General features: G+C 40.2%; 27 protein-coding genes and 2 pseudogenes. 4 read left to right on the top strand and 25 right to left on the bottom strand.

Going from position 1 to position 26,980, the window contains the following annotated elements; all coding sequences use genetic code 11:
* Positions 1-7 precede the first annotated feature (7 nt).
* Together BN3282_RS02900 and BN3282_RS02895 are read right to left on the bottom strand one after the other, a co-directional pair.
* Entirely contained in the window at positions 8-1,348 is a 1,341-nt protein-coding gene (locus BN3282_RS02900; RefSeq protein WP_059066618.1) for a CitMHS family transporter, read from the bottom strand.
* A 114-nt stretch (positions 1,349-1,462) separates the two neighbouring features.
* The gene (locus BN3282_RS02895; protein WP_082667441.1) at positions 1,463-3,622 is read right to left on the bottom strand and encodes an ATP-binding protein; all 2,160 of its coding nucleotides are present in this window, start codon (positions 3,620-3,622) and stop codon (positions 1,463-1,465) included.
* 232 nt (positions 3,623-3,854) lie between these two features.
* On the opposite strand from BN3282_RS02895, the gene BN3282_RS02890 reads away from it, so the two are divergent.
* Positions 3,855-4,541 carry a response regulator transcription factor gene (locus BN3282_RS02890; protein ID WP_059066617.1) on the top strand — a complete coding sequence of 229 codons (687 nt, stop codon included), beginning with the start codon at positions 3,855-3,857 and terminating at the stop codon, positions 4,539-4,541.
* Positions 4,542-4,589: 48 nt separating this feature from the next.
* Here BN3282_RS02890 and citC read toward each other — a convergent pair whose 3' ends face one another.
* From citC to BN3282_RS02815, 15 genes are all read right to left on the bottom strand, one after another.
* Positions 4,590-5,603 carry a [citrate (pro-3S)-lyase] ligase gene (gene citC, locus BN3282_RS02885; RefSeq protein ID WP_059066616.1) on the bottom strand — a complete coding sequence of 338 codons (1,014 nt, stop codon included), beginning with the start codon at positions 5,601-5,603 and terminating at the stop codon, positions 4,590-4,592.
* Entirely contained in the window at positions 5,600-6,454 is an 855-nt protein-coding gene (locus tag BN3282_RS02880) for a triphosphoribosyl-dephospho-CoA synthase (RefSeq protein ID WP_162858206.1), read from the bottom strand. The genes citC and BN3282_RS02880 overlap by 4 nt, the downstream gene beginning before the upstream one ends.
* 58 nt (positions 6,455-6,512) lie before the next feature.
* Positions 6,513-7,046: a citrate lyase holo-[acyl-carrier protein] synthase gene (citX, locus tag BN3282_RS02875; protein ID WP_059066614.1), complete on the bottom strand. Its 534-nt coding sequence runs from the start codon at positions 7,044-7,046 to the stop codon at positions 6,513-6,515.
* A 15-nt stretch (positions 7,047-7,061) separates the two neighbouring features.
* Positions 7,062-8,621 carry a citrate lyase subunit alpha gene (gene citF / locus BN3282_RS02870; RefSeq protein WP_059066613.1) on the bottom strand — a complete coding sequence of 520 codons (1,560 nt, stop codon included), beginning with the start codon at positions 8,619-8,621 and terminating at the stop codon, positions 7,062-7,064.
* Complete coding sequence (locus BN3282_RS02865) at positions 8,614-9,522, bottom strand: aldolase/citrate lyase family protein (RefSeq protein WP_059066612.1); 909 nt, start codon at positions 9,520-9,522, stop codon at positions 8,614-8,616. Before BN3282_RS02865 ends, citF begins: the two co-directional genes overlap by 8 nt.
* The gene (gene citD, locus BN3282_RS02860) at positions 9,519-9,821 is read right to left on the bottom strand and encodes a citrate lyase acyl carrier protein (protein WP_059066611.1); all 303 of its coding nucleotides are present in this window, start codon (positions 9,819-9,821) and stop codon (positions 9,519-9,521) included. The genes BN3282_RS02865 and citD overlap by 4 nt, the downstream gene beginning before the upstream one ends.
* Positions 9,822-9,954: 133 nt before the next feature.
* Positions 9,955-10,512: a beta-class carbonic anhydrase gene (locus BN3282_RS02855; protein WP_059066610.1), complete on the bottom strand. Its 558-nt coding sequence runs from the start codon at positions 10,510-10,512 to the stop codon at positions 9,955-9,957.
* Between the two features lie 194 nt (positions 10,513-10,706).
* Complete coding sequence (locus tag BN3282_RS02850) at positions 10,707-11,159, bottom strand: Hsp20/alpha crystallin family protein (RefSeq protein ID WP_059066609.1); 453 nt, start codon at positions 11,157-11,159, stop codon at positions 10,707-10,709.
* Between the two features lie 366 nt (positions 11,160-11,525).
* Positions 11,526-12,635, bottom strand: coding sequence for an aminotransferase class V-fold PLP-dependent enzyme (locus BN3282_RS02845; protein ID WP_059066608.1), 1,110 nt, complete (start codon positions 12,633-12,635; stop codon positions 11,526-11,528).
* Positions 12,636-12,639: 4 nt separating this feature from the next.
* On the bottom strand, positions 12,640-13,815 hold the full coding sequence (locus tag BN3282_RS02840) for a M20 family metallopeptidase (protein ID WP_059066607.1): 1,176 nt from the start codon (positions 13,813-13,815) through the stop codon (positions 12,640-12,642).
* 13 nt (positions 13,816-13,828) lie between these two features.
* On the bottom strand, positions 13,829-14,557 hold the full coding sequence (locus BN3282_RS02835; RefSeq protein ID WP_059066606.1) for an MBL fold metallo-hydrolase: 729 nt from the start codon (positions 14,555-14,557) through the stop codon (positions 13,829-13,831).
* Positions 14,558-14,565: 8 nt separating this feature from the next.
* Positions 14,566-15,570: a Gfo/Idh/MocA family protein gene (locus BN3282_RS02830; RefSeq protein ID WP_059066605.1), complete on the bottom strand. Its 1,005-nt coding sequence runs from the start codon at positions 15,568-15,570 to the stop codon at positions 14,566-14,568.
* A 65-nt stretch (positions 15,571-15,635) separates the two neighbouring features.
* Positions 15,636-17,111, bottom strand: coding sequence for an SLC5 family protein (locus BN3282_RS02825; RefSeq protein ID WP_059066604.1), 1,476 nt, complete (start codon positions 17,109-17,111; stop codon positions 15,636-15,638).
* 12 nt (positions 17,112-17,123) lie between these two features.
* A complete protein-coding gene (locus BN3282_RS02820; RefSeq protein ID WP_059066603.1) occupies positions 17,124-17,435 on the bottom strand; it encodes a hypothetical protein in 312 nt (103 codons plus the stop codon).
* A 24-nt stretch (positions 17,436-17,459) separates the two neighbouring features.
* Positions 17,460-17,918 carry a RidA family protein gene (locus tag BN3282_RS02815; protein WP_059066602.1) on the bottom strand — a complete coding sequence of 153 codons (459 nt, stop codon included), beginning with the start codon at positions 17,916-17,918 and terminating at the stop codon, positions 17,460-17,462.
* 446 nt (positions 17,919-18,364) lie between these two features.
* On the opposite strand from BN3282_RS02815, the gene BN3282_RS02810 reads away from it, so the two are divergent.
* The gene (locus tag BN3282_RS02810) at positions 18,365-19,108 is read left to right on the top strand and encodes a helix-turn-helix transcriptional regulator (RefSeq protein WP_059066601.1); all 744 of its coding nucleotides are present in this window, start codon (positions 18,365-18,367) and stop codon (positions 19,106-19,108) included.
* Positions 19,109-19,151: 43 nt separating this feature from the next.
* Positions 19,152-19,922 carry an HpcH/HpaI aldolase family protein gene (locus tag BN3282_RS02805; protein WP_059066600.1) on the top strand — a complete coding sequence of 257 codons (771 nt, stop codon included), beginning with the start codon at positions 19,152-19,154 and terminating at the stop codon, positions 19,920-19,922.
* On the opposite strand, the gene BN3282_RS15545 is transcribed toward BN3282_RS02805, so the two are convergent.
* The 8 genes and pseudogenes from BN3282_RS15545 to BN3282_RS15175 all read right to left on the bottom strand — a co-directional run.
* Complete coding sequence (locus BN3282_RS15545) at positions 19,915-20,127, bottom strand: DUF1848 family protein (RefSeq protein WP_408606313.1); 213 nt, start codon at positions 20,125-20,127, stop codon at positions 19,915-19,917. The genes BN3282_RS02805 and BN3282_RS15545 overlap by 8 nt on opposite strands.
* Before the next feature lie 38 nt (positions 20,128-20,165).
* Positions 20,166-21,158 carry a helix-turn-helix transcriptional regulator gene (locus BN3282_RS02795; protein WP_059066598.1) on the bottom strand — a complete coding sequence of 331 codons (993 nt, stop codon included), beginning with the start codon at positions 21,156-21,158 and terminating at the stop codon, positions 20,166-20,168.
* A 238-nt stretch (positions 21,159-21,396) separates the two neighbouring features.
* On the bottom strand, positions 21,397-21,726 hold the full coding sequence (locus BN3282_RS02790; RefSeq protein WP_059066597.1) for an HIRAN domain-containing protein: 330 nt from the start codon (positions 21,724-21,726) through the stop codon (positions 21,397-21,399).
* Between the two features lie 577 nt (positions 21,727-22,303).
* Entirely contained in the window at positions 22,304-22,765 is a 462-nt protein-coding gene (gene tnpA / locus BN3282_RS02785; RefSeq protein ID WP_059066596.1) for an IS200/IS605 family transposase, read from the bottom strand.
* 224 nt (positions 22,766-22,989) lie between these two features.
* On the bottom strand, positions 22,990-23,715 hold the full coding sequence (locus BN3282_RS02780) for an immunoglobulin-like domain-containing protein (protein WP_059066595.1): 726 nt from the start codon (positions 23,713-23,715) through the stop codon (positions 22,990-22,992).
* A gap of 34 nt (positions 23,716-23,749) precedes the next feature.
* Positions 23,750-25,510 carry a right-handed parallel beta-helix repeat-containing protein gene (locus tag BN3282_RS02775; protein WP_059066594.1) on the bottom strand — a complete coding sequence of 587 codons (1,761 nt, stop codon included), beginning with the start codon at positions 25,508-25,510 and terminating at the stop codon, positions 23,750-23,752.
* Between the two features lie 188 nt (positions 25,511-25,698).
* Positions 25,699-25,788 (bottom strand): annotated as a pseudogene (locus tag BN3282_RS15540) (type II toxin-antitoxin system RelB/DinJ family antitoxin); the annotation flags it as partial.
* Positions 25,789-25,833: 45 nt separating this feature from the next.
* A pseudogene (locus BN3282_RS15175) lies at positions 25,834-25,980 on the bottom strand (IS30 family transposase); the annotation flags it as partial.
* Positions 25,981-26,210: 230 nt separating this feature from the next.
* Between BN3282_RS15175 and BN3282_RS02770 the strand changes: the two are divergent.
* Positions 26,211-26,651 (top strand): hypothetical protein, encoded by a 441-nt coding sequence (locus tag BN3282_RS02770; protein WP_154821478.1) that lies wholly within the window; start codon positions 26,211-26,213, stop codon positions 26,649-26,651.
* Positions 26,652-26,980 lie beyond the last annotated feature (329 nt).

Here is a 26,980-nt window from a genome sequence, read left to right as displayed (position 1 = left end):
TGGCCCCTTAAAAATGAAGTACACCAAGTACTATTCCTGAAATCAAGCATACAATACTGACTCCCCATATCCATAAGAAACATGTTTTTATATGATCCTTGATCTCCACTCCGGCAAGTCCTATACCTAGAAATGTAGCTGGAACGACCGGACTGATGAATGTAGCACAGTTTCTGCAGACAACCATAGCGATCGCTGTATGAACCGGATCCACGCCAAATTTATTTCCAATACCGATTAATACGGGAAGCAGTCCAAAAAAGTAAGAATCCGTGCAAAACATAAGCGTTAACGGTACAGATAGAACTCCGATAATAAGCGGAAGAAATCTTCCCATTGATTGTGGAATACCTGCAGCCAATACATTAGCCATATGTACCATGATCTCGCTTTCTTCAAGTACCCCCAAGAATACACCTGCCGCTAAAATAGTAGATGCCATCATTAAAGCCGGCGCAGCATGAGATTTGATGATCTTGTTTTGTATTTTCGCGCCTGGATAATTCACAAACAGAGCAATTGCACAACCTATCATAAAAATATAATACGACGGCACTTTTACAAATATCAGACACCCGATTACTGTAAGTGTTAAAATCAAATTCAAGGCAAACAATTTCGGTCTTGCGAGTTCATTCACATCGGATCCCGCTGTTTCCTCATTGTCATACTCTCCAGTCTCTGCCGCCAGCGTCGCCACACTCATTCCATTGATCCTTTTTTTCTCAATATTTCCCCATATAAACGCTGTAGCAAGCGCGATTACAATTCCGACTGCCTGCATTGGAAGCAGCTGCATCCAAAGCTTATTCGGTTCTATTTGGAGTACCGTAGCCGAACGCATTGTCGGGCCTCCCCATGGAAGCAGATTCATAACCCCCATAGAAGTTACGCAGATCAGCAAAAGAGTAGTCGGCCGCATTTTCAGTCTCTTGTATACTGGGAGCATTGCCGGAATCGTAATCAAAAATGTAGATGCACCGCCGCCGTCCAAATGTCCGATCATTGCAATAATACATGTTATCATTGCAACTCCGATCACACTACTTCCTACCCTTTTCATCAGCGCATTGATGATTTTATCAAACATTCCCGCATCTGTCATAATTCCGAAAAAAAGTACAGAAAAAATAAACAGCGTTGCTGTCGAATGTACGCCGGCAACTCCCGAACTGATAAATCCTCCCATCTCCTGTATCGTAAATGTTCCGGTCGCTACTAAGATTACTGTCGTCACGGTGGACACCCCTACAAATGCCAATGCAGGTACCGTCACATTTTTCAATAGTAAAACAATAATCACAATGATCGTTGCAAAACCCACTATTGCAAGCATCATTTCATTCATCGTCCATTCCCTTCCTTTCTCTTCTTTATATGATGTTTACAGTATAAAAGAGCAACCTTACAACAATACATATTTCTCCTTAAAATTCATTAAGAACTCTCCCCCTTATGAAATCTAAACTTTCGTTTCTCGGATACATTGATACACCGCCTCAAATATTGTCTGGTCTGATACCGGTTTTTCAATATATTTATTGATTATCCCTCTTTGTTTTGCCTCTGCCACTTCCCTTGTCACCTGGTTTACCATCAAGATACAAATAATCTTTTCCTGTCTGCCCATCAGAGTCATACAATACTCTATTCCACTTCCATCTTCCAGACTTTCATCAATCAACAATACATCCACGGCCTGCTTTTTGACGTTTTTTTCCAATTCCTCTTTATTTCGGCATACAATGACCTCCGCCTGCTGCCCTTCTAAATTCTTTTGCAGCATTTGCAGTATTTTCACATTATCATCAGCAAGTATAAAACGAAGCCGTCTGCTCCCTTCCGTTTTCATCGGCAGTTCTTCTGTTTCTATAACCGGAAGAAATATATGAAATATGGTTCCCTTGTTCAATTCGCTTTCTGCGCAGATATATCCTTTATGAGAACTAATGATCTGTTCTGCCAGGGACAGACCAAGTCCGGTTCCTTCTCCATTTTTCTTTGTCGTGAAAAACGGTTCAAAAATCTGTTTCAATGTTTCCGTATCCATACCGCTCCCATTATCTTGTATATCTATCTGAAGATAGTGCTGCCATGTTCCGGTAATCTCTGTTTGTATGTACTGCTTCAACCTTTCTCTAGAAATTTTTTTACTTCTGATCAGCAGCTTTCCTTCTGCATGCCCAATTGCATGAATCGCATTGATGCCTATATTCAAGATTACCTGACTCAACTGTGTAGAATTTCCTAGAATATGAAATACATTTTTTTCAACTTCCATAGATAATCCGACATTTGGAGGGCATACAGACTCTACCATCCTAGCCACTCGCTTTAAAAACTTTTCACCCTCGATTCGTTTATATACCGTTTCCACATTCTTTCTGCTCATAAGCGAAATCTGCCAGATTACATCCTTGGCTTTCTCAGATGCCTCATAAATCTCTTTTGCGCTGTCATACTCGTCAGAGCCTTCAGGAAGTCCCAGCATCAACAGCTCCGCATGTCCCATGATCGGTGTCAAAAAATTATTAAATTCATGAACGATCCCTCCAGTCATAGTCCCCATGATTTGTAATCTCTGCTGGTGCGCAATCGTCTCTTCACTTCGATGCAGATCTTCCAAAATCTGATTTAATTTCCTTAAATAGGTAATCTCTGAGGCAGCCTTTCGCCGATCAAACAGAAGCTTTGTAATATAGCCTGCAAGAATAATAAAAAATATAATACTCACCCCAAATATCAGGACCAGGCTGCGAAAGCCGTCCGTCATAGGCGCAGATAAATCTTCGTAATCAATGACTGCACTGACTACCCAGAAACTATCGCCTGCCTCTGCCGGCGTATAGGCGCTCACTTTTTTTACCTTTGGAAGTTCTTCCTTCATCCACCAATAAGAATAGTATTCTAAAACACCGCTTTTGCCGCTGCTCTGCCGCTTTACGAGTTCTTCCAGACTTGAAAAATCCAGATTCGGATACATGGTTTTACGCCCTTCTATGACATCGATTCCCCACTGTTCCTTCTCAGGATGCATAATAATTTTACCCTCCTCGCTCTTCACGACTACATATCCATTTGTTCCTATATGGATGCCTGAGATCATCTTCTGATAATACGTCTCTTCGTCAACTACCAGACTGCATGAGCCGCCTGACTCCAATGTTCTTTGAAATACTAAATATTTTTTACCCGCCGAATCCTCGTACTGCCAGATACTGTATTTTTCATCCATCTGCGTAAACAATATCGGATTGCTCAATGTGATTTTCCGCACACTCTTTTCCGTCTGACCAATTCTATCTTTCCAGATCAGATCAACTTCAAACCTTTCCTGCGTGTCCAGATATTCTCTGTAAAAGCTGTCGTCTCCTCTTCCTTCCTGCTCCATTTTTACGATCAATTCCAGATCAGCTCTATAGTCTGCCAACAGCGTGCTGATATTTTGTCCCAAAATCTGCGTTGTATTCATCATCTGCGCTTTTTGATTATCCAGCAAAACATCGCGGTATCCATTCCAGATATACCTTCCAAACAGCAAGATTACAATAATATGTACAAGCAGTACAAAGATAATCCCTATCTGCGTTTTCAACGCTCTCTTTTTAACAATCTTGTTCATAAACTCTGTCCCCTGCCTTATCCTTCTTTTTCCCCAGTTCTTTTCGCTGTTTTTAATCCTTTCGGACTTCTCCCGATACTCTCATACAATGAAAGAATAGAAAGAACTCTTGGAGATTTTATTCAGTATGTTGTAACATATGTTTGACAAACCTAAGATACCTTGTTTCACTTCCCACAATACTATATAATCTTAGAAAAGATTCATTTTACTTTTTAAAGGAGGTTCCTGTATGTCCGATAAAGTCCTCATTGTCGATGATGACCCGGCTATCTGTAAACTTTTACAAAAAGTAATGCGCAGCAACGAACTGGAAACAACCGTTGTCAACAGCGGTAAAGAGGCATTATCTATACTTAGCAGCCATATCTTTGACGTAATCCTCATGGATATTATGCTCGGTGATATAGAGGGTTTTGAAATTATTAAAAAAATCCGTGCCCACGGAATCACCACACCTGTTATGATCATCAGTGGAAGAAATGAAGATTACGACTCTTTATATGGATTATCACTGGGTGCTGACGATTATATTACCAAGCCCTTCCGCCCCCTTGTACTGGGCGCGAAAGTGAAGGCACTGATCAGACGCAATAAAAATTTAATTCTGGAAAGCTCCAGCCTATTAGAATGTGGTCCTTTTTCCTACGATAACTCTGCGATGCGTTTTTACAAAAACGGGAAAGAACTTTTCCTTTCATCAAAAGAAAGTACTTTGCTTTTACTTTTTATAAAGCATCCCCAGCAAGTTTTTACCAGGAATATGATCTACGAACATGTATGGGGAAATACAATTGCCGTAGACGATAATGCAATTATGGTCTACATCAACCGACTCCGCGGCAAGATCGAAGACGATAAACAAAATCCTAGACACATCATAACTGTCCGCGGACTTGGATACCGCTTTTTCCCATAAAACCCAATACTTCAAATCTATAAAACAAAGGATGGCTGACCTGCCCGGTCACGACCATCCTCCGTTTATTTTCATCAAGATTCCATACACCTGCTCAGGTACCAACTCTTTTATTTTCGTATACTGCTTTTCTTTTAGAAACTGTCTTACTTCTGACGCACTGATTGGTTTTCCCTTCAGTTCTTTTCTCTGTATCTCTTCTACATAGATTCCATGAAGCGGCAGCCACTTTTTCATCTCTTCATTATAACTATTTGTAATCCTGCACATCGGCTCTGTTCCTACAAACCGTTTTGTAATTCTAAGTTCCGGGGCAATTTTTTTCACAAATAACTCCAAATCCAGTTTACAGTTTGCCCTTTGGCCTTGTACTTTGTCTTTAAAAAAATAGGTTGGAAATGTAGCCGAAGAAATCATATAATCTGAAGTATGATGCAGAATCACATTGTCTAACCCACGGATCCCTTCTTTCACCATTTCATATCGCTGCTTTGCACGAAACCTCCCTCTATCATCCGATAAGATAAACAAATGCAGATAATCACACTTTTTCAAAGCGCTTTCAATCAGATAACGATGCCCTTTCGTAAAGGGATCGCAATTAGCTACTACAGCGCCTATCTGCTTTTTATGTTCCAATGCTTCCGACGGTGTTTCTTCCAGCAGCTGTTTTAAAAAAGATGAAAAACCCTCCTGCCGATTTTCCATAAATAAAATATCCTCTGTCATGAGAATCCTATAAAACCCCATCTCCGCAAGCAGCTTCTGATTCTTTGGCTTTGTATAAATAAACAAATGTGTAACTTCTTTTTCAAAACTATACTGTACCAGACTGCTGATAATTATAGATGCTAATCCTTTCCCCTGATGCAAAGGATCAATAGCAAGACATTTAATTACATTCTGCTCGACTGAACCAGTTCCTATGATCTCATAAGAATCATTATCTAAAATGCAGATCGAATACTCTATCTCATCCTCATACTTCAACTCCATCCGATTGAGAAATTGTTTCAGATTTACCAGTTCTTTTCCTTTCAAAGGCCTCCCTTCCAGTATCATGGCTCTATTCCTCCGAATTCTCTTAACAATGCTGTTAAAAATATCACCGCCGCCAAAGAATCTGCGCAGCCTCCCGGACTGATATTTTCCCGGATATATTCTCTGTCCCATTCTAACAAGTACTTATATGAACCTTCCGTGTAAGCGCCGCCCTTTTCTAAAAAGTCTTCTGCATATCGATGCATTTGAACTACCGCTGCCGGTCCCTTCCGGAAAAGGACATTCGAATCCTCCACTTGACTCATCAGCACACACAATGTCTGTAATTTGATCCGATTCCACTCTTCCTGCCGTTTCATTCCTTCTTTCATAACCGGCATTGCCAGCTTTGTAATCACAGGATAGCCTAAAATTGCCTCTCCTCTCACGCCATAAGAGCCATATTTTTTCAAATTTTGTTCTCCGTTGCTGTCTGGTTCTTTTTCTTTTAAAAACTCTATTTCCTTCATCAGCACATTATATGTCATCTGTTGTTCTGTTCTTATTAAGCGTTCCAGCGTGAGCACACCCCCCTCCCTGGCGCACCGTCCTGCTGCTGCACAAAAAATACCCAATGTAAAAATCAGACCCTTATGTGTATTTATCCCTCCTGTTATCTGGTACATCTTTTTTTCTGCCAGAATACCTGTCTTTCGTATACCCAGAAACAGTTCTTCTGTAGAACAGTTCCATGTATATCCCTGTTCTGCCATTCTGACAAACCAAGGAAAAAGAGCGTCTATACTTTTCTCAAACACAGAAACATCCATGTCTGTATGTGCTCCATTACTACATAAATCTACAAGTCCCGGCTTCGGCGTCGTATACACTTCTTCCAACAATGCTTTGCGCGCAAGACTTCCGATTCTCAAAGCAATCTGTTTCCTATATTTTGTGTCGGCCTGCTTCCCCATCTCTTCTGCCTTTCTTTTAAAATACAGGAGGATCCTGTTCGGCCATCCAGCTTTCCAGGATTGCAAACACCTTTTCCTGCAGCTCTTTTGCTGAGTGTTTTCTACTTCTGCAACATTCTCTGGCATTGCTGTTACAGAGCAGACATTTTCTTTCCGCTATCCCAAGCTGCTGACGCATAAGCGGCACACTTTGTTCATCCAGCACGTCTATATCCCATATTCTCCCCAGCAGATGTGTCTCTTCTAATTCTATCGTCCGCTCCTTTATATGCTGCCGCTCCTCCCCGTCCACTGCATAGACTGCCGCATATCCTGCTTTATCCTCTATCTGCATTTTCTTCCGGATCGTCCCCCGACAGGAAAGGAGCCACTCCAGATTTTCTTTTCCTTCGCAAAAACCATAGTACACTGCTAGACCAGTTTTCACAGGTCCTGGAATATTCATCCCCAAACTGACTATAATACTGTTTGGAAACTTTTCGGTTAATTGTTTCTGTATCTCTGCTTTTTTATCTCGAAATTTCAAAACATCCTGTACTGTTACTTCCACAATCTGACTCCTTGCCTACTCTTCAAATTCAAACGGTTTGATTTGCCGTACTACGTCCATGATAGTCCCGTCTCTGCTTTCTATAATACCGACAACTCTTTCATAAAATTGTACCTTTTTCGGTTCTCCGGCAATAGCATATGCAATATCACGCAAATTTTCAATCGTTGTAAAAGGAAGATCTACGTACTTCATTGCATCTATCAGATCCTGTCTTCTCGGATTTATAGCGATCCCATAGTCTGTAATGACAACATCTACACTTTCCCCTGGTGTCGTTACTGTTGTTACTTCTGTACAAATCGCCGGAATCCTACCCTGAAGCAGCGGTACAATCACAATAGAGCATTTTGCTCCCTCTGCCGTATCCGGATGCCCGCCCTGCGCCCCTGTTATCATCCCTTCTGAACCGACTACTACATTACAATTGAAATTTATATCTACTTCCAACGCTGCCAGGATCACAAAATCCAATTTGTTTACGACCGCTCCTTTATTAAATGGATCTGCATATTCACCTGCGCTGATCCGGAAATGATTCAGATTTTTTACCGATTCCACAGCATCCAGGTCAAAATCCTGTGTATCTAACAGACAATCTGCTTGCCCGTTGATCAAAAGATCACACATTGGCTTTGTCAGACCGCCTACGCCGAATCTCATACGTATATTTTTCTCTTTCATGACTTTTGCCAAATATATCGTTGATGCAATCGACGCACCTCCTACACCAGTCTGATAAGAAAATCCATCCTTAAAATATGGAGAATTTGTCACAAATTTCGTACAATAGTCCGCCATCATCAATTTTCTCTGATCCGTCGTCGGTTTTGCCGCTCCCGCAGCAATTTTTTTTGGATCTCCAATGGCATCGACTTGCACCACATAATCGACTTCCGTCATACTAATGTGTGCCGGAAAATTCGGAAACGACACAAGACAGTCTGTAATCGCTACTACCTTATCCGCATACATAGCGTCTACCATCGCATAAGACAACACTCCGCAATTGCTCTTCCCTCCTATACCACGGCAATTACCATAGTCGTCACAAGTAGGCGCTCCGATAAACGCGATATCGATATGCGTTTCACCTGTCTCAATTGCACGCACACGCCCCCCATGAGACCGCATGATCGCAAGCCCCTTCAATTTTCCATTTGAAATCGCTTCTCCTATTTTTCCTCGCACACCGGATGACTGAATATTCGTAATGGTTCCATCTTCGATATATTCCACAATGGGATCGTGCGCTTTACCAAGCGAGCTTGCACAGATCGTGATATCGTTGATTCCCATCTTATGAATCTCACTCATGACCATATTAACGATATAATCTCCATCCCGGAAATGATGATGAAAGCTGACTGTCATCCCATCTTTGATTTCACATTTTTCCAACACATCATGGATACTGTCCACCAATTTACTGCCGTTCGAATTAATCACACATGTTGTTTTAGGACTATCCTTTTTGTACTCATATCCATCATAATAGTGGTTTCCATGAAACACTTCTTTTCCTGTCAGTTTAAGAATGTCTTCCGGAATTTCTCTTCCTACCGCGTTAATCATCTTTCAAATCCCCCTTATATACACCCGATGCCTTCGCAAGGTCTATCGTCCGCTTTGCGCCGTCATAAAAAGCGATATCGATCATCTTACCGTCTACAGTAAATACACCGATCCCCTGTGCTTTCTTTGATTCTATTTCTTTTACTACTTTTTCCGCGAAAATAATGTCCTTCTCTGTCGGTGTAAAAATCTCATGTACTACATTTATCTGTCGCGGATTGATTACAGACTTTCCGTCAAATCCCATCAAATGGATGGTTTTCACATCCTGCCGAAAACCATCCATATTATTCAGATCCGTATACACGGTATCAAAGCACTGTACACCCGCTGCTCTTGCCGAAATCACTAAATTTTGGCGCGCTCCCATCAATTCGATCCCCGTTCCTGTGATATGCGTCTGCAGATCCTTTGTATAATCCCCTCCGGAAAGGGCAATTCCAAATAATCGCTCAGAAGATTCACAGATCTCCAATGCCTTCATAACTCCTCGCGCCGACTCAACTGCTGCCATGATCAGTATGCTTCCATCCGGTATTCCAAACTCCCTCTCCGCATACTGCACCTCTCTTTCAACCATTTTTACATCCTGTCCGGATTCGGTCTTAGGTATTCGGATAGAATCGCATCCTCCAGCTACGGCGCAGCGAATGTCTTCTTTCCAATATGGCGTATCCAAGCCGTTAATTCTGACGACTCTTTCACACCCTCTATAATCAATCGTACGCAAAGCATGAAATAGGGAAAATCTTGCCACATCCTTTTGATTTTCTGCAACTGCATCCTCCAAATCCAACATAATAGAATCTGGCTTATAAATATACGGATCCTTTATGAGCCCCGGTTTCTGTACGTTTAGAAACATCATGGTTCTTCTTAATCGTTTTTTGTTCGGATTCATGGGCGAATAGCACCTCCCCACGGTAAATTTTCGTTCTGTCCCACAGAACGATATACTGCGCCTTCTACTCTCGCTTTGATCGTACAGTCAAGCGCTCCTTTATCTACAATTGTAATTTTTACATCTTTTACGCCAAGATTTCCCAATGTTTCATAGACGACCCTCTTTATCTGATCTCCATACTGATTGATCACGACGCTGCGCAACGACAACTCTATTATCCCTTCTCCCTCTTCCACTGCTACCTGACAGTCGCTGGATTCTAATGTTCCTGCTACGGCAGGTCTTTTAATCTTCATGTTCCATCCTCCTTTATCCGTCAAAACACTTACCCTGTTTCTTTTATTTAGTATAAGAATCAAATCTTACAAGAAAAAGCGCAGTTACCTTAATATTTGTTAAGATAACCGCGCTTTTTCGTACTTCCAAATTTTATTTTCTATTCTTTACACATAATACATCCTGTAATAATCCCGTTGTCGAATCCATAATGAAGCCTTTGATTTCAACGTCTGACGGCATCAAGGGATGACTTTTCAGAACATGCACTGTATCCTCTACTGACTGCTCCACCGAATCAAAGCCATTAAGCCAATTCTCCAAATCTATTCCTCTATTTTTTATACTATCCATCTGCTCCTGCTGTATCCCTCTCTCCTTTAGTTTCTTCAACAGCTGCTCTCCAATCATTCCCTGCACTCCACAATCCGTATGTCCGATCACCATAATTTCTTCTACTCCTAACGTTAAAACCGCAATAAGAAGACTCCGCATGACACTGCCGTACATATCCTCCACACCGCCCGCGTTCTTAATGATATTCACATCTCCATTTTTTATTCCCAGTGCGGCTGGCAAAAGCTCTGTCAGCCTCGTGTCCATACATGTCAAGATCGCCAGTTTCTTATTCGGATACTTACTGGCAACATATGGCTCATACGCTCTTTTCTCCACAAACTGTTGGTTATATTTTATAAGCTCATCAATCATATATAGCCCTCCTTTTTACCCAATAGTATAGGAAAAGGAGCGTTCCTGTTCAAGCATTCTTAAAAAATTTTAAGTATATGTCCATTACTGCTGTCCCGTCGTATAAATCAAAAACATCCCGGCTCTCTCAAATTTTATTGAGAACCGGGATGTTCTATGTGATAAGGACTTTACTTTATGAGTACCTCTAGTTATCATCCTTCGATCGCAATATGCTTTTTCGTCTCTACAGCCTTTTCATCCTTCTTTGGAATGGAAAGTCTTAAAATACCGTTTTCATATTTCGCCTTTATATCCTCCTGGGTAAGGGCTGTTCCTACATAAAAGCTTCTCTGCATAGCTCCAGCATAACGCTCTTTACGGATATATTTACCTTTCTTGTCTTCTTCCTCTTTATCCAAACCTTTGGAAGCAGATATGGTCAGATATCCATCCTCCAGCTGAGCGCTGATCTCTTCTTTCTTGAATCCCGGAAGATCAATATCGATCTCATACCCTTGATCATGTTCGCGGATATCTGTTTTCATCATATTTTTTGCGTTTTTCCCATATAGTGGATTTCTCTTTCCCCAGAAGTCACTTTCAAACGGGAAACTCATCCAATCATCATCAAATAAATTTTCTCCAAAAATACTAGGCATCATCATACGTCATTTCTCCTTTCACTTTCTGCTTTTCAAAATTTTCTATGAACCGCTTACGCAGTTGCCATCAGCACCCTTGAAGTCCTTCGCAAGTGTTGTAAGCGTGGAATCTAAAGAATCAGAAATACGATATGTTATATCTTTTTCCTTTTTCTTTGTTCTACTTATTATATAGCACATATATGTTAGCACTGTCAAGAGGTGAGTGCTAATTTTTTTATTATTTTGGGTTTACCCTAAAATGAAAAAGTAAATGCAAGTTTTTTGCCCTTCTTTGATTTATTAGTTTTGTACCTATAAAAGCATAAAAAAGAACCCTGCTTCATAGATGATCGTCCACCTATGAAACAGAATCCTTCAGCTTCCATGTTATCGTATAGTATCTAAAAAATAATCAATATCCTCCGTTGTATTATAGAAATGCAGGGAAACTCGTATACCATTCCTATAATTTGCTGTTATTCCTTTCTTTTGCAGCAGCTCATACTTTTGTTTCGAATCTTTGCAGCCTATAAGTGTGATTCCCGCCGTTTCTCCTTCTAGCGGAGACAAAACTTCTGCTCCATCCATTTTTTGAACTGCGTCTCTCAAATACTGTGTTAGATTTTGTACTTTTTTACATATCTCTTCTTGATGTTCTAAAATGATTTCTACTCCTTGCCTCGCTCCAAAAATTCCGGAAAAATTCATATTCCCAGTTTCATATCGCCTAGCTTCTAACGACAGATCAAATTTATATGTCGTGTAATCAAACTTATTTTTCATTCCTGCCCAACCGATAAATGGATTTTTCAAATCTCTCAGTATTTCTTGATTGATATAAACAAACGCGATTCCATCAGGGCCTAAAAGCCATTTAAAAAATCCGCTTACCAAAAAATCAATATGTACCTTCTTCACATCAATCGGCAGTACGCCGAGTCCTTGTATCGCATCCACGACAAATACGATATCATGTGCCTGGCAAAACTCACTGCACATCTGCAGATCTGTCACCATACCGTTTAACGACTGTACCCAGCTTATACTCAGCACCTTCGTTTTTTCGTCGCATATCTTTGCCAGTTTCTCCTCGTTAAGTATCCCATCATTTAAATCTATCATCCTCACTTCTACCCCTTGTGATTCCAGATTCATCCATGGGTATATATTGGATGGAAATTCTATATTGGTAACAACAACATTGTCTCCCTCTTTTAGATCCACAGCTTTTGCCGCCAGATTGATTCCCAGAGAAGTATTCTGCAAAAACATGATCTCTTCCGGGGCACTTCCTATCAATTGCGCGGTTCTGCTTCGCAACGTGTCTACTTCTTTCCAATACTCTGCAAATGACGGTCCATTTCTTCTGCGTCTCTCATGAAAATCTTCAACCGCTTCAAACACTGTTTTAGGCATCAAAGACATGGCGCCTGTATCTAAATAGCATTTTTGCGCCGTACTTCTTATATCACAAATGATTTCTTCCAAAGCCCCCATACTCTCACTCCTTCTCTGTCAGTTTTAAGACTACATCTTTTAATACTTCTGACGCTTTCACAATTTGCTCTATTTCAATATATTCTTCTTTCGTATGTGCCTGTTCTATGGAACCGGGTCCAAAAACAAATACCGGAATTTCCCATTTCGCCAGTTTGCTTGCGTCACAGCCGTAAGGCAAACCTATTATCTGTTCATGCAAACCATGTTTTTTCAATACTTCACCGATGATCCTCTTCCTATCTTCTTCGAGTTTCGTTCCATAAGACGGATCTATCAAATATGGTTTTTGGAATATAACACGAGCTTTTTCGCTCTCATTTAATTCTTCACAGACCATATCTTCAATCTCTTGATATACCGTTTCCCATGTTTCTCCCGGTATCATCCTTCTGTCTATATGAATAACGCAGCGGTCAGGGACCGAATTTACGATCGTTCCCCCTTGTATCAGAGACACAGCTACTGTTGCATTTTTGCACGCAGAGTCATGTTTGCATACAGTCTGCTTTTCGATTTTATTTTGAAAGATCTGGATGATCTTTGCCATTAAATAAATCGCATTTTCTCCCTTTTCCGGCATAGATGTATGTGCTGCAGTCCCTGTTGTCTCAATGCAAAAGCGGATACTTCCTTTACAGGCTGAAGCCACTCTTAATTCTGTCGGCTCACCGACCACAGCAAAAACAACCTTATCTCTATATTCCCAATTTAAAAATTCATCCACTCCTCTGTGCTGAAATTCTTCATCACAGCACAATGCCAGACAAAGATCAAACGGAAGCTCCTCCTTTTGTTCCTTCAATTGTTCCATTACCAAAAGCATTGCGCACAGCTGCCCTTTGGCGTCACAGCTCCCTCGTCCCCACAGTTTCCCTTCACGGATCTTTGGAGAAAATGCGTCTTTCATCTCTTTTACATCTACGACATCGCTGTGCGTCTGAAACAGAACGATTGGTTTCTCTCCTAAACGCTCATTCATACGGATCAGCAGATTGCATCTGCCGGGCAGCACTTCTTGTTTCTCACAATAATACCCCTCTGCGCAAAACATTTCATACACATGCTCCACAAAAGCAGCTTCCCCGAAAAAATCGTTGTCTTCTAATTTACAATTTCCTGGATTTACACTTGGAATTTCTACAAACTCTTTTAATATCTGACTGATTTCTCTTTTCATACTCTTCTCACTCTTAAAACGACGGCGGTATAAATGCTCTGGACATATGATAAATCGCTTTGTCAATATGTTCCTGTGCACGATCCATTACGACCATCCGATGTCCCGGCAATAATATATCTGCTTCAAGTCCTTTTAATTTTTTAATATCTTGTCTATATAAAGATAGATCACAGCCCGGACAATTCAACAGTCCGACTAGTCCATTGACAAAGACATAATCTCCGGAAAACAAGATTTTTCTTTTTCCATCCTCTAAAAAATATGCCATCAGCCCTGCGCTGTGCCCACGTAATTCAATACATCTTAATGTATATTTTCCTACTTTAAGTTCTTCTCCATCCGTAACATACAAGTCAGGATTGGGGAAAATAAATTCTTTTCCCTCCGGATAACATCCTGAATTTTGGGAAATCTCATAAGCTTCTCTTATCTCATCTGGATGAGCCTGCATATCTTCCCATTCATTTCGAGGCGCGGCGATTTTTATCCCTAATTCCTGCAGGTCCCTTCCACCCCCGCAATGATCCGCATGCAGATGCGTAAGATATACTTTTTTCAATTTTTCTATATCTATATATTTTTCTATATTTCGGATGATCTGTCCAGTATCATACCCCACGCCACAGTCGATCAACGCCGCTTCTTCGCCGCCGTCGATCAAATAAACATGACAGTCATATGCATTGGAAATCCCAAATTCCGCACTTCCCACCAAGTAAATATCTTCCGTTAATCTCATTTGGCTATTCATCCCCTTTCCACAATTTTACCGGTATTACAAGATTCAATTAAATACTGGCAAAATTCAATACCGCGCACTGCCTGTTCAACAGTAACGACCGGTTTCTTCGTTCTCCCCAAAACCAGATCGATCATATGCTTATTTTCGTTTACCAAAGCTCCTGTAATCTCACCGTTGATTTCCGGCCATAATGTCATGTCATGACTTTCTAACTTTCCATCAAACATAGATACAAGTGTATTCCCCGGACAATTCAGTTTCAACTGCCCTTTTTCCGTCATCACTGTCAATTCCGTATCCAAATACTGTCCAAATTCATTAGGCAGCCTCCACTGCGTTTCCAGATTACATACTACGCCATTTTCCATTTCTGCGATCCCAAACACAATATCAGGACTTCTATATTCCTCTTTCGATTTTTTCTGGATTCCACAGACGCTTTTTATGTGAGAATCTGTCAGCCATGTAATGATATCTATGTCATGCGCCAATGCCATAAAAACCGGATGTGTTCTTGAATGCAGCGAAAATCTCTCGATCGGTACGTTTCTTTTTACTCTGATGGATAAAATTCTACCATACATATCTTCATTTTGTAATATTCTATAAGCATTATTGTAAGATGCGTCATAACGTAAGATATGTCCCGGCAAAATATATAGATCCGTACTTTGCTCTAATTCTAGCAGCTTTTTCCCATCTTCCATATTTAAACAAATGGGTTTTTCTAATAACACATGTTTTCCGGCCCGGATCGCCTTCTCTGTAAAGCTGTAATGTGTATCCTCCCCTGTAGCAACAATGATCACATCGATCTCCGGATCATTCATAAGATCATCCACATTCGTATACCAATTAGGAATTTTATATTTCTCACAGATTGTTTTCAATCGGCTTTCTGTTCTACAGCTGACTGCATGGACTTCCGCCTCAGGCAATTGTTTTAATGCCTGAATATGCATGACCCCAAAGTCTCCAACTCCTACAATTCCAAACTTAACTTTTTTCATATAAACCTCCTACTTATCAAAGAGGGCCCCTTAATCCTGCAAATTAAGACACCCTCTTCTTTTCATTACTCTTCTTCCGGCATAGAAATTCTGTTAAAGAACTTACTCATTCTATTTTCTTCCACTGTACTTCTTCTTGTCAGATAAGAAACAAACAGACAAACAATCAATGATACACATGTACTTGTGGCCGTTGTAGCCGCCAGTGCCTGGATCCCGCCGGTTCCGGTAAAGGATACGATTGCTCCGCACACTGTTCCTGCAAGCAGTCCTGCCAATGCTCCTGTCGCATTTATCTTCTTAATAAATAATCCTAAAACAATAATTACAAATATTGGCATATCTGTTATCGCAATTACATTCAGGATTGCATTCAATGCGCCGCCGATCTTTGGCACTAACAATGCCCAACATGTTCCCAAAACAGCCATGATGATCGTTACGATACGAGACACTTTTAAATACTTTTCTGAAGATTCATTTGGCTTCCATTTTCTATAAAAATCTTCTGTGATCAAAGAAGAAGAAGCGCACAGTGCTGAATCAGCAGTAGACAGCCCGGCTGCTATAAGTGCGGAAAAGAAAATTCCTAATAACCCTGTCGGCAATAACTGCATAAAGATAGTCGGTCCGACCATATCCGGATTCATAGACGCAACAGTAGCTGGATCAAGCATTGCTTTCGCAGCAATTCCCGGAAGGATCTCCATGATCGCCATTGGGATTGCAATCAGTCCTGCAAATAAAATTCCCCATCTGGCAACATTTACTGTTTTGGCTCCCAATCCACGCTGCATAACAAACTGACTCGTAATAAAATAAGGGAAGCCTAATAATGTCATCGCGATAATATACGGCCATCCGTTTGGATGTTCGATTCCGGGAACAATTTCCATGATTTCCGCCGGAACAGCATCAACCAGTCCAGTCCATCCGCCAAATTCTTTAAAAATAAATACCATTCCAATAAATAAGCCGATCCACATCAGGACGAATTGAATAACATCTGTTACAACAACGGATGTCAGACCGCCAAGATAGGTATAGATCAAAACGATGATCGCTGTACCAATGATCACAATCCACAAAGGAATATCGAATAACAGACTTATAATTACTGCCGCCGCATAAGTAGTAACACCCATGCGGTTCATTGTATCTGCGATGACCCAGATCACACTGATCACACTTCGTACCTTTCCGTCATATCTGTCTTCAAAAATCTCTGACATCGTTGTATAACGCAACTTACGATAAATAGGCACAAACACGACCGCTGCCAGCACACAAGCACAGGCATTCAGCGCGATCCACACAACCGAGATACCAGAATTATAAACAACACCAGGCTTTCCGACCATACTCCATGTAGAAAAATTCGTTGCTCCAAATGTTGCCGCCAGGGCAAATGGGCCAAACGACCGGCCGCCCAAGGCAAAATCCTCAAAACCATTTACTTTTTTTGAGACATAGTATCCTATAAATAATGTGAACACTAAATATAATACCATAATTGCAATATCAAGAAATGAAATATTCACAAAAACACCCCCTTATTTTTCTAACATCTTAATAACCTCATTTCGGCTTACGCTAATAAAGCCGCCTACAAACCATACCGCATATCCTCCAAGAACAAGAATATTGATGATCTGTCCGGAGATCATACTCCTCAATACACATCCGCCTATAAACATAGCCGCTCCCAATGCCATGATCCACATTCCGTACCGTTTGCTCGTAACAGGTGCATGTTTGCTTTCTAAGAAGAAAATTTTACCTCTGAATTCCAAAATCGGTCCAATGATCATCAAAAGCGTAGACGCTACGATCGATGCCATGATCAAAATTGTAATGATATCCATTCTCTCTCCTCCTCTATCATCCTTTTACTTTATTTCCACGATCAATTCAATTTCTACCGGTGTATTAAAAGGTAATTCATTTGAAGATATCGCGCTTCTGCTGTGTCTTCCATCTTCGCCAAATACTTCTACCAATAACTTTGATCCCCCATTTATCACCGCCGGCTGCAGCACAAACCCATCCGCAGAATTGACAAAACCTAATACTTTCACAACTTGCTTTATCTCATCCAAATTTCCTAAATATTGTTTCAAAACTGCAAGCGCGTTAATCATACACTGCCTTGCCGCTTCCTGGCCTTGCTCTACAGTAAGCTCTTTTCCGACTTTTCCTTCATAAAGAAGTTTTCCATCTTTTTTACAATCCTGCCCTGATATATATAAGAGCTTTCCCACCTGCTTCACAGGGACATATTCTGCTACCGGCTTTGCAGGAATAGGAAGAATAATACCTAATTCCTTTACTCTTTCCTCTGCACTCATATTTCAACCTCCGTCTTTGCTAAATTTTCTAGTTACTTTCATTTCACACGTGCTTTTTGATTAATCAAACTATTTATTTGAATACTAACAATTAATTTGATTTTTGTAAATAGTAAATTTACATAATTATATCTCATATTTTTATGCATATTCAACAATTTTTTTGTTTTTTTCACCTATTTCCACTATATTTTTCTTGTTTTCCATATTTTTCATCATTATTTCGCCACCAAAAAGCAATACAATTTGTTTGAAATTTTAAATATTTCCTCCATCTGTCATCTAATATTTTCATTATTTTTTGTCAGCTTCATCATTTTTTATATTCTTTTTTCATCAAAAAGCCACACAAACCATACTTTTTGTTATATTGCATCTTTACAGATAACATTTTATATGCTAACATTTCATTATCAAAACTAATACAAGGGAGATGGAACTTTATAATGAAGACTATTTATGACGATTGGGATACATGGCAACGTCTTATGTCCATGTTAGAACATCAATTTGGTTCAAATTGCGAAATAATCCTTCATGATCTGACAAAAGATTATAATCATACTATTGTCGATATAAGAAACGGACATATTACCGGCAGAAATATAGGAGACTGCGGAAGTAATCTCGGCCTGGAAGTCCTTCGCGGCACCGTACAAGAAGGGGACCGTTACAATTATGTTGTATACACAAGAGACGGCAAGATCCTGCGTTCCTCTACTATGTTTATCAAAAATGATGAAGGTAATGTTATTGGCTGCTTATGCATCAATCTCGACATCACCGAAACTGTACGATTAGAAGAATTTTTAAAGCGATACAATAGCTATGAGATAGAAGAGGATACTGACCAAAGTATTCTTCCCACTTCACAAAAGCCTGCCGCGGCAAATATCTTACCTTCTGATTCCCCTTCCGATTCAGAAGTATTTGCAAATAATATTACAGAAGTCCTGGAATTTTTAATTACCCAAGCCGACAACCGAGCCGGAAAACCTGTAGATGAGCTTTCACGAGAAGAAAAGATTGAATTTGTCAGATATTTAGATCAAAAGGGTGCTTTTTTAGTGACCAAATCTAGCGAACGGATTTGTGAACATTTAAAGATATCACGATTTACGCTTTATAATTACCTAGATCTTATCAGGAAAGAGTCAAACACAAACACAGAAACAACTAATGAAGAATAAATTTTTCTCCATCTCTAGCATTTAAGCAAAGGAGGCTTTCTCAATGAAACTGTCAGATATACGCACATTTAAGCAACAGATGGATTCCGATTGCGTCATTGGTATCTTTTCCAAAACCAACGATGGTTCATTTATCGAAAGTTCTGGAAAAAGCGGAATCGACTTTTGTATACTCGATATGGAACATGGCCCGGTCAGTTATGAACACCTTCCCAATCTGATCCGTGCGTGCGAATGTACAGATACGCTGCCCATCGTACGTGTAGCCGATAACTGCGAAGAATATATAAGCAAAGCTTTGGATTTAGGCGCTGCCGGGATCCAGATCCCACAGATAAATAATAAAACAGCAGCAGAAAAAGCCATACAATATGCCAAATTTTATCCCCAGGGAAATAGAGGCGTATGCAGATACGTAAGAGCAGCGGAATACTCTTCTCTTGAAAAATCTCAATATTTCAAAGAAGCAAATAAAGCAATGATCATCCTGCAAATAGAAGGAATCGAGGGAATCCAAAATTTGGATGAAATATTATCCGTCCCCGGGATCGATATTATTTTCATCGGACCTTATGATTTATCTCAATCACTTGGACTGCCTGGAAATGTACATCATCCAAATGTGATCGAGCAAATGAAACTCATTGTTGAAAAAGCCAAAAACGCTAATGTTGCTGTCGGCACTTTTGTTGATACATCAAAAGACGCGCTCTACTGGAAATCTCTAGGCGTAAAATATATCGCTAACTCTGTCGATGTAGGTATTTTTTATTCCGCATGCAGGGATATCGTAACCTCGATCAAAATCAGTTAAGATCGTTACAGAAAAAAGCGCTGAAAACAGACATGTTTTCAGCGTTTTTTTCTGTAATGTCGCTGCATAGGAGAGGAGAACGCGGATCATATTTCTCTATGTTTTCTTTGACCGTTATCGGACTAGAATTCGCATAACAGTATTTACATCCATTTAAACACGTATTATAAGCTCCTATATCTATACTTTCTATACATCCGCACACCGCTCTCTGCCCCTTATCCTTTTTCGCAGAGAGCCATGTCAACAACTATACTGTTCTGTTAATCTTTGAACCTCCTGTCTCATCTGTTCCACTACCTCATCGGGCCCGATGATCTTGACGTTCTTTCCAAGCGAAAACACCCATCCCAGGAACTGCCTGCTGACATGGACATGTACATTGACAGTAAAATGTTCTTCATCTGCCGGTATCAACATAACCTCTTTGCCAAACCTATCGATGATAACTCCTGCCAGCGCATTATCCACCAGAAGTTTTACAGTCTGTTCTTTTCCGCCGAACATGCCAAAACTTTTCTTGGCATAATCCGCCATATCTAATTTTTTAAAATGTTCTCTGCCTTCCCTTGCTTCGTCTGACATCCTGATATGGAGCATCTTATCCACCCGGTAATGTTTAATCTTCTCTGCCTCTGTATCATATCCGACCAGATAATAATTTTCATCATCCCAGGAAAGTCCCCACGGACTGATATGATACCATGCCCCGCCATGCCTAAGTTCCATTTCCTTTTTTACATTCCACTGATAATACTGGAATTTTATCTTCTTATTCTCCGATATAGCATTATGGATCGCGTCCACTATATAATAGATACTTTCATTCATCGTCTTGATCCTGCCGGATACATACACCTGTCTCTGCAGCTTCTGCGCGTCATACTTACTGACAAGCTTTTCCAGCTTTTTGATCAAGGCATTCGTTTTCTTTTCTGTGATGAATTTAGAAGACTGGATCGCATCCACCAGAAGTTTTAGTTCCGGCAATTCAAACAGGCGGCTCACTACATGATAATGATAACGGTTTCCGACAGACTCCCCTTCTACTTCTACCCCCAGAGCTTGCAAATCTCGCAGATCCGCATAAATACTCTTTCGGTCTGCTGTCACATCATATTCCTCCAAAGCCGCCTTAATTTCCGGCATCGTGATATAATGTTCATCATCTGTATTTTCCTGCATGATCTGTGCCAACCGATATAACTTAAATTTCTGATTTGTTCCCTTGGGCATCGTGTTTGACTCCCTTCATCTTCTCGTATATTCATTCTGTAGGGACAGTATCTTCTTCGGGTACTCTACTTCACAAAAATCTTTTGCATTTTTCCGAAACTCCCTTTCTCACATTATACTTTACATAAAATTCAAATACAAGAAATGTATGAGTTAAGAGCTACATCTATGTATACTCCTCTATGCACGTGCTGACATTTCGGACATATATGGAAGGAAACGTGATCGCTCGGCTGCTTTATGCCAATTGTAGATCCTGTCCGTCCTTGAAACTCTTTTTACAAACTTTGCAAAGAATCCCTGACGTTGTGACCAATACCACTTTTGCATACGCAGTATCTGCAATTTTATCATACAGGCGGCCGGCGCTCATCGATTCACCGATGACTGTATAGGAACTATTCGCCACATATCCAATCTTTCCAAGCCCGTCATACATCACTTTAATCGCTTCTTTATCATACTTATTGTCCGGCTCTTTCTCCAATTTAATTTTCATTCCTTTTTTCAGAAAATCAGCTCCGTAATAGTATTTCGTTCCTGTCAGTGTGATAAATACTTTTCTCATCTTGTTTCTCCTTTCGTTTCTACAATCTCACGCACCCGAACCTTCTCAGATAATTCCAGATCTTTCTCAACTCACAATCTTATCGATCGTTCATATAATCATAGTAATCCGCTTCGCTGGCAAATAAGATATATCTGCCCTCTACCAGTCCCATGTAACCATCTCCTGTATGAAATCCCTTCATTATGATCTCCTCCATTTTTCAAAAAATTATGCTCTGTTTTCTTTGATGGTTACATTCTAAATCTATAGGTGGGGTATAAAAATCCCTTCTTTTACACAAACAATCCCTTTAATTACATTTTTAAACAAAAATTCAGTCAATCTGTCACTTTCCATTTCAACAAAAATGTTGGTTATTTTTTGCAACTTTACATAAATACATAGAGTCGCCCCCACCCGTAAAACAGGTGGCTCGGGACGCGGGCTCTAAGCCCGCCCTACTTGGCCGCGCCTCAAGGCGCTGGCTTTCTCTTTTTACGCCATGGGAAGTCTACCCTTTGTAGCCTTCCCACGGCTCCGTTCAAGCCACATTGCTATTGACTCGTCGCTGCCCCTAAAGGGGTGTTTGTACTACTCAGCCTTGACCCTTAAAAGGGTCTTCATATTCTTTCACACTGAGTTTGTCTTGCATAATATCCGCTTTTTCCTGTTCTTGTATATACTTCTTTATCGCGGCTTCATTTAATCCGACTGTGCTCACATAGTATCCTTCCGACCAGAAATGACGATTCCCAAACTTATACTTTAAATTTGCGTGTCTGTCAAACATCATCAGCGCACTTTTTCCTTTCAAGTATCCCATAAATGATGATACACTGATTTTCGGCGGTATACTTACCAGCATATGCACATGGTCTGACATCAGATGCCCTTCCAATATCTCCACTCCTTTGTAACTGCACAATTGTTTCAATATATCCCGCAAATCATTTTTGTATTGATTATAAACAACTTTTCTTCTATACTTGGGGGTGAAGACGATGTGATACTTACACATCCACTTCGTATGTGCGAGCGAATTCGTTTGCTTTGCCATTGAAATCACCTTTCCTTTCTTTAATAGTGGCCTGAACACCTCTATTATAAAGGAAAGGTGATTTTTTGTATAACTAACGTCGCGCACCCGCATAGCAGGTGGATTATATTTCGCACGTTTCCGTTTCTCTGTTGAGAAACTCCAACGTACTCAACTGGGTCTATCCGACCCCTATTAAAAAAGAACAGCGCCCATATTTAGACCGCTGTCCTTATAAGATATTATTAATTTGATTTTCGTTTTCTTCTATATATACTAAATGCTCCGACACCAGAAATAGCCAGTAACACGATCCAAACCGTCATATTAGCATGATCCCCCGTTGCTACACTTCCCGCAGCTTCGATTTTATTATCGCCCGGTGTATTTGCTGTATTCTGCCCATTTGGTTTGTTTGGTTTATCCGGATCATTTGGAACTGTCGACGTACCTTTTTCTTTTACAGTAACTTTGATCGTCTTCGTCACAGAAACACCATTACTGTCTGTCACCTGGTATGTTACTTTATAAACCCCGGATCTGCTTGTGTCCACCTCATTCTCCACAATTTCTATTGCTGACGTAAGATCTCCGTCTTCTGCGTCTTTTGCCGATACGCCTTCCAACGGTTTAAACGTATCTCCCACCGCAACAGTCTTATCTTCCGCGTAAATTACCGGAGCACGGTTTGCAACATAAGTTAAAATATTTTTATTTTCTTCACTTCGACCGATATGTAATGTCGCAGGCATATAAGAACTTACGATAAAATGGTGATGCTCGTCTGCATATGCCGCGCCTTGCTCGCCTCCTGCTTCATCTAAAAAGGCAACCAACGGTGTCCCTTTTGTGTCTGGAAGTTGTTCGACATCTTGGCTCATACTTTCTATAGCAACCGGATATTCTTCACTGATTCCCGTATATGCATTTGCCATAGTAAGAACTGCTGTTCCATTCCTGTCACTTTCCAAACCTACTGTATTCTCTTTATCAATCTGTACTTGATCATAAACCTTTACTGTTGCAGGTATTCCCTTCGATCACCGTACTGCCTTTTATTTCTGTCACGCCTTGATTTGCATAGATACCGCCGCCGGAACCACTTGCATGATTTCCTTTTATGACACAATCTTGAAGCACAAGTGTATCTTCACCATTCATCATGATCGCCCCGCCGTGCCCGACATTCCATTGATAATCCGATTCAGGAGAAACCCGATTATTCTCAAAGGTCACAGCTTCTACACGCACATTTCCAGTTCCTTCGATTCTTAATGCGCCTCCATACACGTTTTGATTATATTTCCCGCCTTGGTTGTTTGAAATACTTCCTCCCTTAATGGTAACATCGCTGTCTTTTGTCCAGATTCCGGCTCCTCCCTGGGTATTGTTTCCGCATGCAGTGTTATGATCAATTACAACATAATTTAAATTTACTGTACTTTTTTCTGCATAAATTCCGCCTCCACTGCTTTGTGCAGAATTATATTCCGTACCGAAATCTTTTGTTCCATTATTTGAAATGCTTATTTTTGCATTCTCTTTTCCCAAAATATCAACCTTGGCATACTTTGCATAGATACCGCCGCCGTCACAAGCATATTTTCCTACGTTTGTGATACTGTTATCATCAATTTTTCCGCCCGTCATCTCAAAGGAAGCTTTTCCATTTAAAGAACCATAGACATACACTCCGGCGCCAACCATACCATCATTACTTTGGATCGCTCCTCCTGTCATTTTAAAAGAACTGTTTTCTCCATATACAAAAACCCCGGCGCCATAATGTACATTATCTTTGGGTTTAGCGATCACTCCATTATCATGGATATTTCCATTGTTCATAACAAAAGATGCCCCATTATGAACTTGAACGGCAGCTCCTGCAACAGCATTTGAGCCTACATTATAATTACCGGTGATCTCGCCGCCATCCATGACAAAGCTTGCTTTGGCGCCATCAAGTACAACGGCAGCATTTCTGCTGTCTGCCCTCGATGTTGTATCATAAACCGTCCAACCTGATATAGATGCCTGCTCTGACATCCGCATTTGACCTTGGCAATATATCAAACCTTTTACGCCATATCTTCCATTAAAAAAGCCATCTGAAGTATTGGCTTTCAAACTGCCGTCTAGCGAAAATATCCCATTTTCACTCACTTCAACAAAATTTGCATGAGCTAATGTACCTTTTCCTTGGTCATACATGTCTGCTTCTATTACATAATTTCCCTGCAATGTTAATCGCCCATTGTCACCAACATAAAATTCTCCCACGTCAGATGTTGACGGACGCACGATTACCGCGTCTGTTCCTGCCAAAGTAATTTCTACGCCGGCCGGAATCGTAATTCTTTCATCTGACGAACTCTTTACGATCCTTCCACTGATTGAAATCGTCGTATCGACAGAGGCTCCTTCAATCGCCGTTTTCAAATCGCCCCAAGAAGCAGCCGTATTTACTTTTGCAGAATATGCAACAGGCGGATTCTGAGCCTTTTCCTCCGTTCCAATCGCTTCAGATTTCAAAGCCTCTGCTTTTTCTTCACTGCTCTCTTGCGTCACATCCTGCTCTTCCGGATCTGTTTCTCCGCCCTCTTGTGTCACATCATACTCTTCTGTTTTTTCTCCACTGCTCTCTTGTGTCACATCATATTGAAGATGAGAATCCGTTGTTTCTTCGGCAAATACAATCTGCGGCATCAAACTTAACGCCATAGTCAGCGTAAGAAATCCCGCAGTTACCCCTTTGACCAGCCTCATGGTTATCCCTCCCGTATTTTTCGCTTTTTCTACGTCTATTATATTATACTGCATTGCTATAAGCAAGACAACAAACCCCTTTTTCTGTCATCTTATAACCTTTTTCTGTCATCTTATAACCTTTTTCTGTCATTTTATAACCTTTTTCTATCATATCATTGCTCTCTTTAAAAATTCATTTCCTCTATTCTTTTGGTTTCCAATGGAAAACCGTCATTCGCCACAGCTTGTGTTAAAAACATCCTAATTGCTGTAGTTGTATCTGTACCAAGATCCTCAGATTTTCATTCGTATTTCGATATGGTATAATACGTTCAGAAATAATTATCTGTCAGAATAACCGGAAACAAATGACTGAATGTTTTCATTCCAAGGACTTTGTCCAACAGATTTACGATTTCAATTACAGAAGCTGATGTATTTAAGCCCCGTAAAAAAGCTAATATAAAACTAGTTTCTGTAAAATGTATCATACTGATAAAATCCAAGCAAATATGCAGACGATGTGGAACTCGTACCCCTTATCTCATTGCACAAGAACTTGGTATTCAAATAATGGAATGTCCTTTCATCAAGCAGCGAGGAATTTACAAATATAAAGCAATATCATTTAAAAAATAACCCGTCAACTCTCTAGCAATGAGGTTTAAGGAGGCAGCAAAATGTTTAAAAAGTCAATAAAAATAGTATGCTATTTATTATGTTAGTAACTATTTTGGGGGGATGTAAAAGTCAAAATGTGTCGTTACAAAAGGACATATTTTCATATTTAGATGAAAATATGCAGGAAAAAACTTGTGTAAAAATATCTGATTTTACACAGTTTGAATGGGATACATTACTGATTTTTAGATATCCTATTACCCAAAAAGAGATTGAAGAAGCAATAGGGGTGCGATATGAAGGTTCCCTTGATTTAACTTCAGGAATGATTTTTGTTTTAAACAATGAAGTGGTGTATGATGAAATATTCAAAAATGCTTATACAGCACTAACGCCATTGCTAATTTATCCATATGAAGATATCAATTATTCAAAAAAATATGCTGCTTTTTCTCCCGATACAGCAATTTTTGAATGTGAAAAAGTTACAAGTGGTGAGATGTATGGATATAGACTTTATCCATGTAAAATGAATTGAAGTTGCAATCATAAGCCTCCCGCCACGTAAGATGATGGGAATGGATTCCTGCTGTATGATCACCTCTGCTATACTCTTGTAGAAAGCCAAAAAGCAGAATGGTTCATATAGATAGGATTTAAGCAAAAAATCCTCATGACCATGAGGAAAAGTAAAAAATATGCGGTAAGATTAAATTTAGAATTCCATTTTATATAACTGATTTTCTATTATAACCGTCCGCTTCCTCTCAGTTTTTTAAACCCTGCTCGGCTCGAGATTCCTTCCTTTGCAAGTGCAGTCAGTTCCGTATAATCTTCTTTGGATCTTACCATTTTGTTTGCTTCATG

This window comes from Mediterraneibacter massiliensis, assembly GCF_001487105.1.
Lineage (GTDB): Bacteria > Bacillota > Clostridia > Lachnospirales > Lachnospiraceae > Mediterraneibacter > Mediterraneibacter massiliensis.
Note: the sequence above shows the minus strand (reverse complement) of the source record. Positions and strands in the feature narration are given on the sequence as shown.

What these genes read in the sequence shown, in the direction of transcription:
- BN3282_RS02805 (WP_059066600.1), top strand. Translation starts at nt 19,152, where the DNA reads ATGAAACTGTCAGATATACGCACATTTAAGCAACAGATGGATTCCGAT.
- BN3282_RS02810 (WP_059066601.1), top strand. Translation starts at nt 18,365, where the DNA reads ATGAAGACTATTTATGACGATTGGGATACATGGCAACGTCTTATGTCC.
- BN3282_RS02830 (WP_059066605.1), bottom strand. Translation starts at nt 15,570, where the DNA reads ATGAAAAAAGTTAAGTTTGGAATTGTAGGAGTTGGAGACTTTGGGGTC.
- BN3282_RS02855 (WP_059066610.1), bottom strand. Translation starts at nt 10,512, where the DNA reads ATGATTGATGAGCTTATAAAATATAACCAACAGTTTGTGGAGAAAAGA.
- BN3282_RS02865 (WP_059066612.1), bottom strand. Translation starts at nt 9,522, where the DNA reads ATGAATCCGAACAAAAAACGATTAAGAAGAACCATGATGTTTCTAAAC.
- BN3282_RS02820 (WP_059066603.1), bottom strand. Translation starts at nt 17,435, where the DNA reads ATGGATATCATTACAATTTTGATCATGGCATCGATCGTAGCGTCTACG.
- citF (WP_059066613.1), bottom strand. Translation starts at nt 8,621, where the DNA reads ATGATTAACGCGGTAGGAAGAGAAATTCCGGAAGACATTCTTAAACTG.
- BN3282_RS02790 (WP_059066597.1), bottom strand. Translation starts at nt 21,726, where the DNA reads ATGAGAAAAGTATTTATCACACTGACAGGAACGAAATACTATTACGGA.
- citC (WP_059066616.1), bottom strand. Translation starts at nt 5,603, where the DNA reads ATGATACTGGAAGGGAGGCCTTTGAAAGGAAAAGAACTGGTAAATCTG.
- BN3282_RS02840 (WP_059066607.1), bottom strand. Translation starts at nt 13,815, where the DNA reads ATGAAAAGAGAAATCAGTCAGATATTAAAAGAGTTTGTAGAAATTCCA.
- BN3282_RS02795 (WP_059066598.1), bottom strand. Translation starts at nt 21,158, where the DNA reads ATGCCCAAGGGAACAAATCAGAAATTTAAGTTATATCGGTTGGCACAG.
- BN3282_RS02845 (WP_059066608.1), bottom strand. Translation starts at nt 12,635, where the DNA reads ATGGGGGCTTTGGAAGAAATCATTTGTGATATAAGAAGTACGGCGCAA.
- BN3282_RS02775 (WP_059066594.1), bottom strand. Translation starts at nt 25,510, where the DNA reads ATGAGGCTGGTCAAAGGGGTAACTGCGGGATTTCTTACGCTGACTATG.
- BN3282_RS02770 (WP_154821478.1), top strand. Translation starts at nt 26,211, where the DNA reads ATGTTAGTAACTATTTTGGGGGGATGTAAAAGTCAAAATGTGTCGTTA.
- BN3282_RS02900 (WP_059066618.1), bottom strand. Translation starts at nt 1,348, where the DNA reads ATGAATGAAATGATGCTTGCAATAGTGGGTTTTGCAACGATCATTGTG.
- BN3282_RS02835 (WP_059066606.1), bottom strand. Translation starts at nt 14,557, where the DNA reads ATGAGATTAACGGAAGATATTTACTTGGTGGGAAGTGCGGAATTTGGG.
- tnpA (WP_059066596.1), bottom strand. Translation starts at nt 22,765, where the DNA reads ATGGCAAAGCAAACGAATTCGCTCGCACATACGAAGTGGATGTGTAAG.
- BN3282_RS02815 (WP_059066602.1), bottom strand. Translation starts at nt 17,918, where the DNA reads ATGAGTGCAGAGGAAAGAGTAAAGGAATTAGGTATTATTCTTCCTATT.
- BN3282_RS02850 (WP_059066609.1), bottom strand. Translation starts at nt 11,159, where the DNA reads ATGATGATGCCTAGTATTTTTGGAGAAAATTTATTTGATGATGATTGG.
- BN3282_RS02890 (WP_059066617.1), top strand. Translation starts at nt 3,855, where the DNA reads ATGTCCGATAAAGTCCTCATTGTCGATGATGACCCGGCTATCTGTAAA.
- BN3282_RS02895 (WP_082667441.1), bottom strand. Translation starts at nt 3,622, where the DNA reads ATGAACAAGATTGTTAAAAAGAGAGCGTTGAAAACGCAGATAGGGATT.
- citD (WP_059066611.1), bottom strand. Translation starts at nt 9,821, where the DNA reads ATGAAGATTAAAAGACCTGCCGTAGCAGGAACATTAGAATCCAGCGAC.